Raw genomic sequence first — 6,903 nt, 5'->3', positions numbered from 1 at the left:
AGGCGCGTGCCCTCCCGACCTGACCGCCGGGCCGGCGCGCCGCGCGCCGGCTACCGCCCCGCCCCCGCCGGTGGCGCGTCCGCGCGGCCGGTGCCCTGCTGCGGTACCTGGGCGGGCGGGGCGTACTGGGCCGCCTGGAGGTCGTAGAGCGCGCGGAAGGTCTTGGGGCCGTTGGCCGGGCTGGTGAGCAGTTCCTCGAAGGTGCCGCTCTCGACGAGCCTGCCGTGGTCCAGGACGTGGATCAGGTCCGCCGCCCTGACCGAGCCGAGGCGGTGGGTGATCAGGATGATCGTCTGGCCGGAGTCGGCGAGGGCCCGGATCTGCTCGAACAGGTGCTGTTCGGCCTTCGCGTCGAGCGCCGAGGTGGGTTCGTCGACGATCAGGAGCTCGCCCGCACGGTAGTGCGCCCTGCCGAGGCCGAGGCGCTGCCATTCGCCGCCCGAGAGCTGGTGACCGCCCTTGTAGCCGCGGGCCAGCAACGTCTGCCAGCCGCGCGGCAGTTCGGCGATCAGGTCCTCGGCTCCCGCGTAGCCGACCGCGTCGTCGAGGCGCCGCTGCCGCACGGGCACGTCGGGGCGGCCGATGCTGACGTTGACCGACGCCGTGAACGGCCAGCGGTAGAAGTCCTGGCCGACGACCGCGACGCGCGAGACGAGCTCCTGGCGGTCCGCCTCGGCCGCGTCGACTCCGTCCCACAGGATGCGGCCCGCGTCCGGCTGGTAGAGGCCGCAGAGCAGCTTGACGAGGGTGCTCTTGCCGCTGCCGTTCTCCCCCACCAGCGCGACGATCTTCCCCGTCGGGATCGTGAGGCTGACGCCGTCGAGCGCGCGCTTGCCCGCGTCCCCCTGGTACGTGAACCCGACGTCCTCGAACGTGATCGCCTCCGGCTTCTCGGGCAGCGGCACCCCGCCGACCGGGACGGCGCGCAGCTCCGCCTCCTCGCACAGGCGGTGCAGGTCGCCGACGAACAGGCTCTCCTCGTGCAGGTAGTTGATCTGGAGCACGAGGTTGTCGAGGCTCGACGAGCCGCTCCTGATCGCCAGGACCGCCGTGCCGCCCACCGAGAGCGCCATCGCGCCCGTCCACAGCATGCCGCCGAGCGTCGCGTACGCGGCGGCCGTCGCGAGCCCCGTCCAGCCCGCCGCGATCAGGCCGGTGCGTGCGGCGAGCCGGGCGAGCCTGCGCTGCTCCGCCTCCTGCGACTGCGACATGGCGCGGAAGTGGTGCAGCAGGAACGGGCCGACGTTGTGCACCCTGATCTCGGGCGCCGCGTCCGTGGAGATCAGCATCCGGCTGATGAGGTTTCCCGCGCGCGTGTGCTGCACCCACGCCTGGAACGACAGGTAGCGCCGCCGCGCCACCGACAGGGCGGCCCAGGAGCTCGGCAGGGTCATCGCGACGAGCAGGGGCAGCAGCAGCGGGTGCAGTAGGGCGAGGACGCCGGCGGCGGCGATCAGCGACATGAGGGCGCCCAGCACGTTCTGGCAGTACTGCACCATCCTGCGCGCCGACGAGGCGCCGTACTGCGCGCTGTCGAGGAGCTTGTGGAACTCGTCGTCCTCCACCGCCGCGAGCTCGACGCGCGCGGTGTGTGCCAGGTAGCGCTCGGTCGCGACCCGTTCGACCTTGGGCTCCAACTGGCCTGTGGCGGCCGTCGACAGGGCGCGCAGCACCGCGCCGGCCAGCGCAGCCGTACCCGCCACCGCCAGCGCTCCGGAGGCCTGACCGAGCCGCTCGGCGGTCGATCCCGCCGCGAGCAGGTGGGCAAGGACGCGGTTGACGGCGATCAGGCCGACCGCCGAACTCGCGCCCCTGCCGACCTCGGCCAGCGCCACGGCGCGCAGCGCGCCCTTGTCCGCCTCACGGGCCAACTCGCCCGTCATGCGCAGCAGGAGCGGGAGCCGCCGCACCATCGCGCGCAGGTTCAGCTGGAGGAAGGCGTCCTCGTGCTTGCTGAAGCCCATGTCGTAGCGGAGGGGGCCGCCGAAGAGCAGCTTCTCGGACTCCGAGGTGTCCGAGGTGTCCGAGGTGTCCGTCGTCGCGTGGTCGGGCGTGGGCTGCCGGCCTTCGCGGGGCGTGTCCACCTGGGGTCTGCGGGGTGTGCGGGGTGTGCGGGGTGTGCGTCTGGCCATGGGGGCTCCTGCCTGCGGCGGCCTGCCGGACGTACCGGACGTATCGACCGGACGTATTGAACAGGGCGGGGGACGGCGCACGAGAGGGCGTGAGGGAGCGGGAGGGAGGTGACGGGGGGCTCTCGGGGGATGCGCGGTCGATACGATGACGCGCGTGACCACTCCGTACCGGCCGTACCGGCCGTACCGGCACGAGCGCGTCTGGTACGCGTCCTACGGGTCCAACATGCGGCGTGCGCGGTTCGACGCCTACCTCTCGGGTGGGCGTCCCTCGGGCGCCGCCCGCACCTACGCCGGGTGCCGTGATCCCCGGCCGCCGGCCGCCTCCCGCCTGATGCACCTGACCGGTGCGCTGTACTTCGCCACGGAGAGCGACGTGTGGACGGGTGGCAGGGCGTTCTACGACCCGGACGCGGCGGGCAGCGTGCAGGCGCGCGCGTACCTGATCACGGTCGGGCAGTTCTCCGACGTCGTCGCCCAGGAGATGGACCGCGAGCCGGGCACGGGCCCAGACATCGACGTGGCGGGCCTGCGGCCCGGGGAGAGGCTCCGGCTCGGCGACGGGCGCTACGAGACGCTCGTGCACGCGGGCGACGTCGACGGCGTGCCCGTCCTGACGTTCACCGCGCCGTGGTCGATGGGCGATGTCGCGGCGAACCCGCCGTCCGCCGCGTACCTCGCCCACCTGGCGGGCGGGCTCGCGGAGGCCGGGGCCGGGGACGCGCGGGCGGTGGCGCGGTACCTGGCCGGGCGCCCGGGGGCTGCCGGGCACTGGGACGCGGAGGAGATCGCCCGGCTGGTGTGACGGCCGGGGTGGTTTCCGGCGGGATCGCAGGAGTTGTCCACAGGCTGGGGGTGAAGCCGCCACGGTGTCGGTGGGCGGGCGCAGAATGGAGCCATGACTGAGATCACCGACTCCGCCAGTTCCCCGTCGGCCGATGTGCCCGACTGGGAGAAGCGCTTCCGGGCGCCTCGGGTTTCCCTGCCCGACTGGGCGGAGGATGCGCCCGACAACGCGTTGTTCGTGTCCAACGCGACGGGCACGTACGAGCTGTACGCGTGGGATCGCGCCACGGGTGTGCGGCGCCAGGCGACGGACCGGCCCAACGGCACGACGGACGGCGTGCTGACGCCGGACGGCGCCTGGATCTGGTGGTTCTCCGATACCGACGGGGACGAGTTCGGCGTCTGGAAGCGCCAGCCCTTCGGCGGGCGTCCCGCCGGCGAGGCGGACGAGCCCGCGGTGCCCGGGCTCGCGCCGTCGTTCCCCGCGGGGCTCGCCCTCGGGCGCGGCGGGCTCGCGGCCGTCGGCCGGTCCACCGACGAGGACGGCACGACGATCCACGTGGTGCGGGTGCCCGGCGGTGAGCCCGCCGAGATCTACCGGCACCGCGAGTCGGCGGGCGTGGGCGACCTGTCGTACGACGGGGATCTGCTGGCGATCGAGCACACCGAGCACGGGGACGCGATGCACTCGGCGCTGCGCGTGGTCCGGCTCGACGGGTCGCGGGTCGCCGAGCTCGACGACACCGAGGGCGGTACGCGCGAGCTGGGTCTCGAGGTCCTCGGGTTTTCGCCGGTCGCGGGGGACAGCAGGCTGCTGGTGGGGCACCAGCGGCGCGGGCGGTGGGAGCCCATGATCTGGGATCCGCTGACGGGCGAGGAGACCGACCTCGCGGTCGAGCTCCCCGGCGACCTGGGCGCGGAGTGGTACCCGGACGGATCGGGGCTGCTGATCGAGCACAGCTTCGAGGCGCGCAGCGAGCTGTGGCGGTACGACATGGCGAAGCGCGCGCTCGTGCGGGTCGAGACGCCCGCGGGCTCGGTGTCGGGCGCGACGGCGCGGCCGGACGGGAGCGTGGAGTACCTGTGGTCGTCGGCGGCCACACCGCCGTCGGTACGGTCCACGTCGGGCGGCAGGGTCCTCGACGCGCCGGGGTTCACGGCGCCCGGGTCGGTGCCGGTGGAGGACGCGTGGGTGGAGGGCCCCGGCGGCCGCGTCCACGCGCTCGTCCAGCGTCCGCCCGGCGCGCGGGGGCCGCTGCCCACGGTGTTCGAGATCCACGGCGGCCCCACGTGGCACGACAGCGACGCGTTCGCGGCTGCGCCTGCGGCGTGGGTGGACCACGGGTTCGCGGTGGTGCGGGTCAACTACCGGGGCTCCACGGGGTACGGGCGCGACTGGACGGACGCGCTCAAGCACCGCGTCGGCCTGATCGAGCTCGAGGACATCGCGGCGGTACGGGAGTGGGCGGTGTCGTCCGGTCTCGCTGACCCGGCCAGGCTCCTGCTGGCGGGCGGCTCGTGGGGCGGCTACCTGACGCTGCTCGGCCTGGGCACGCAGCCGGACGCGTGGGCGGCCGGGCTTGCGGCGGTGCCGGTCGCGGACTACGTGACGGCGTACAACGACGAGATGGAGGCGCTCAAGGCGATGGACCGCACGCTCCTCGGCGGGACGCCTGAGGAGGTGCCCGAGCGGTTCGCGGCGTCGTCGCCGCTGACGTACGTCGACGAGGTGCGGGCGCCGGTGTACATCTCCGCGGGGCTGAACGACCCGCGGTGCCCGATCAAGCAGGTGGAGAACTACGTGGACCGCCTGGCGGCGCGGGGCGCCGTGCACGAGGTGTACCGGTACGAGGCGGGGCACGGATCGCTCGTGGTGGAGGAGCGCATCAAGCAGGTGCGACTGGAACTGGACTTCGCACGCAAGCACGTGGGCGTACCCGCCTGAGCGGGCGCGCCGGCGCGCCTGTTCGCGCCGTGGGTGGCCGCACGCCGCCCGCGCCGGAACACCGCGGGCGGCCGCCCCCGCCCTGGGAGACGTGGGTGGCCGCGTCCGTGCGGGGCCCCGTGGGGCCGAGCGGCGGTCCGTGACGAGGCGGCGCGCGGCCGAGACACCGGCCTGAGGGGGGCGGGGCGCAGCCCGCGTCGGACGTGGCCGCAGGGAGCGGTGCGGGCGCTCATCGCCGACGCGCCCGCGCCGGGGGCGCCGTGTGTGCGGTACAGGCACCATGGGTGCGCTGCCGGGGGCTGCGCGCGCGACGTCGGCGCGGCCGGGTGCGGGCGGGAGCGGCCCCCGGGTGCCCGCCGGCGCGCGATGTGGTGCCGTGGGCGAAAACGCTGGGGCGGTGGCGGGCCGACGGCCAGGCGCCCCGCCTGCCGCGGGGTCAGGCGGCGGTTTCGATGCCCAGGGCCTCGTCCCTCGCGGCCTCGGCCTCTCGCCGCACCAGGCGGAACCACATGTAGAGGACGAAGCCCGCGAAGACGAACCACTCGCCCGTGTAGCCGAGGTTCTGGAACGCCTTGAGGTCGAGGCCCGTGTTCGCCGGCGCCGCCGCGGGGACGGGGGTCAGGCCGCTCACGGCCTTGTCCGCGGTCACCCAGGCGTCGTACACGCCGTACGGGACGATGTTGACGAGGGACGCGGCGCTGATCATGCCGACCTCACCGCGGGGCAGGCCCCCGCTGGTGATGGCGCCGTCGCTGTCCGCCGTCTCGGACGGCTGGAGCGAGCCGACGACGTCGACCTGACCCGTGGGCGCGGCCGGCGCCTTCGCGCCGTGGGGCAGCCAGCCGCGCACGACCGGGAGCGCCTTGCCGCCGTCCGTGCGCAGCATCGTGAGCACGTAGGAGCCGCTCTTGCCGTCGAGCCGGCGGTCGGGCACGAGGAACTGCTCCTCGTAGCGGCCGGTGACCTTCGCCTGCCGCCCGGAGCTCTGCTGCGTGACGGGCAGGAGATCGGCCAGCGGCGCGGCCGCCTCCTTTGCCGGATCGGGCCTGGCGTCCGCGGCGTGCTGCGCCTGGACGCGGCCCTCGAAGCGGCTCAGCTGCCAGATCCCCATGAAGACGCAGACGGGGATCGCCAGCAGGGCGAAGACGTTGATCCCCCACCAGCGGGGTGTCAGCAGGAACCGGTACACACCACCACGGTACGGAACCCGTCCGCGCCGCGAGTCCCCGGGTGGGCCCGTGGGCCGCACCCGCGCACCGACCTGCACCGAACTGCACCCGACCCGCGCTGACCCGCGCCGCGGCCGGAGGTCAGGCGGCCGGCTCGTTCACCGGGCCCGTCTTGTAGATCGTTCCCGCGCAGGCGTTCGGGATGGTCGTCTGCGCCTTGTCCGCGCCGGGTTCGGGAACGTGCGAGACGGACACGCTGCCCTCCTGCGTGCCGGCGCCGCCCGTGCCGTCCCCGCCGTCCGCGACCAGCTGCGTGTCGAGTCCTGACGCGCCGGCGCCCGATCCCGTGCCCGTGTCCGCTGCCGCGTCGGTCTTCGAACCTGGGCTGCCGCCCGGTGACTGCGGGTCGTGCGAGGGGTCGCTCGTGGGTGTCGGGTCCGGCGAGCCGCCCGACGACGGGCACGTCTCGGACGGCACGAACGCGAACTTCAACTCGTAGGCCGCGGCGGGCGCGAGCGCCACGGGCGCCGTGTCGTTCGAGGTCTCCGGCAGCTGCGTCGCCGGGTCGCCCGGCGTGTGCTGGACCACCATGATCTTCGCCGGGTCCGCCGCTCCCGACGCCGCGAAGCCGACGGAGTCGCCGCCGTTCACGGCGCACTTCTTGTGCGACACGTTGGAGACGTGGAAGCTCCCGTACACGGTGCCGTCGGCCGTGGGCCTGCTCTTGGTCGCCGTCACGCCCAGCTGGTCGGCGGCGCAGCTCGGCAGCTTCTCGCCGAACGTGGTCGCCGGCGACGAGTCGTCGCCCGTGCCCGCCGCGCTGCCGCCGCCGGGCGACGCGGTGCTGCCGTGCGGCTTCGGGCGCGCGCCC

General features: G+C 74.5%; 4 protein-coding genes and 1 pseudogene. 2 read left to right on the top strand and 3 right to left on the bottom strand.

Features of this window, described 5'->3' with window-relative positions; all coding sequences use genetic code 11:
- Positions 1-50: 50 nt before the first annotated feature.
- Positions 51-2,132 carry an ABC transporter ATP-binding protein gene (locus JFN87_RS31295; protein ID WP_209345607.1) on the bottom strand — a complete coding sequence of 694 codons (2,082 nt, stop codon included), beginning with the start codon at positions 2,130-2,132 and terminating at the stop codon, positions 51-53.
- Between the two features lie 145 nt (positions 2,133-2,277).
- Between JFN87_RS31295 and JFN87_RS31290 the strand changes: the two genes are divergently transcribed.
- Together JFN87_RS31290 and JFN87_RS31285 are read left to right on the top strand one after the other, a co-directional pair.
- Positions 2,278-2,937, top strand: a complete 660-nt coding sequence (locus JFN87_RS31290) for a histone deacetylase (protein WP_209345606.1) — start codon at positions 2,278-2,280, stop codon at positions 2,935-2,937.
- A gap of 93 nt (positions 2,938-3,030) precedes the next feature.
- Entirely contained in the window at positions 3,031-4,863 is a 1,833-nt protein-coding gene (locus tag JFN87_RS31285; RefSeq protein WP_209345602.1) for a S9 family peptidase, read from the top strand.
- 436 nt (positions 4,864-5,299) lie between these two features.
- Here JFN87_RS31285 and JFN87_RS31280 read toward each other — a convergent pair whose 3' ends face one another.
- Both JFN87_RS31280 and JFN87_RS31275 read right to left on the bottom strand, forming a co-directional pair.
- Entirely contained in the window at positions 5,300-6,052 is a 753-nt protein-coding gene (locus JFN87_RS31280) for an SURF1 family protein (RefSeq protein WP_209345600.1), read from the bottom strand.
- A gap of 121 nt (positions 6,053-6,173) precedes the next feature.
- Positions 6,174-6,903: pseudogene (locus JFN87_RS31275) on the bottom strand (hypothetical protein); the annotation flags it as partial.

The sequence above is a fragment of the Streptomyces montanisoli genome, from assembly GCF_017813245.1.
GTDB classification, from domain to species: domain Bacteria; phylum Actinomycetota; class Actinomycetes; order Streptomycetales; family Streptomycetaceae; genus Streptomyces; species Streptomyces montanisoli.
Note: the sequence above shows the minus strand (reverse complement) of the source record. Positions and strands in the feature narration are given on the sequence as shown.

Bases quoted from the DNA above. Each gene is read 5' to 3' on its own strand.
- JFN87_RS31295 (WP_209345607.1), bottom strand. From the start codon at position 2,132: ATGGCCAGACGCACACCCCGCACACCCCGCACACCCCGCAGACCCCAG.
- JFN87_RS31290 (WP_209345606.1), top strand. From the start codon at position 2,278: ATGACGCGCGTGACCACTCCGTACCGGCCGTACCGGCCGTACCGGCAC.
- JFN87_RS31285 (WP_209345602.1), top strand. From the start codon at position 3,031: ATGACTGAGATCACCGACTCCGCCAGTTCCCCGTCGGCCGATGTGCCC.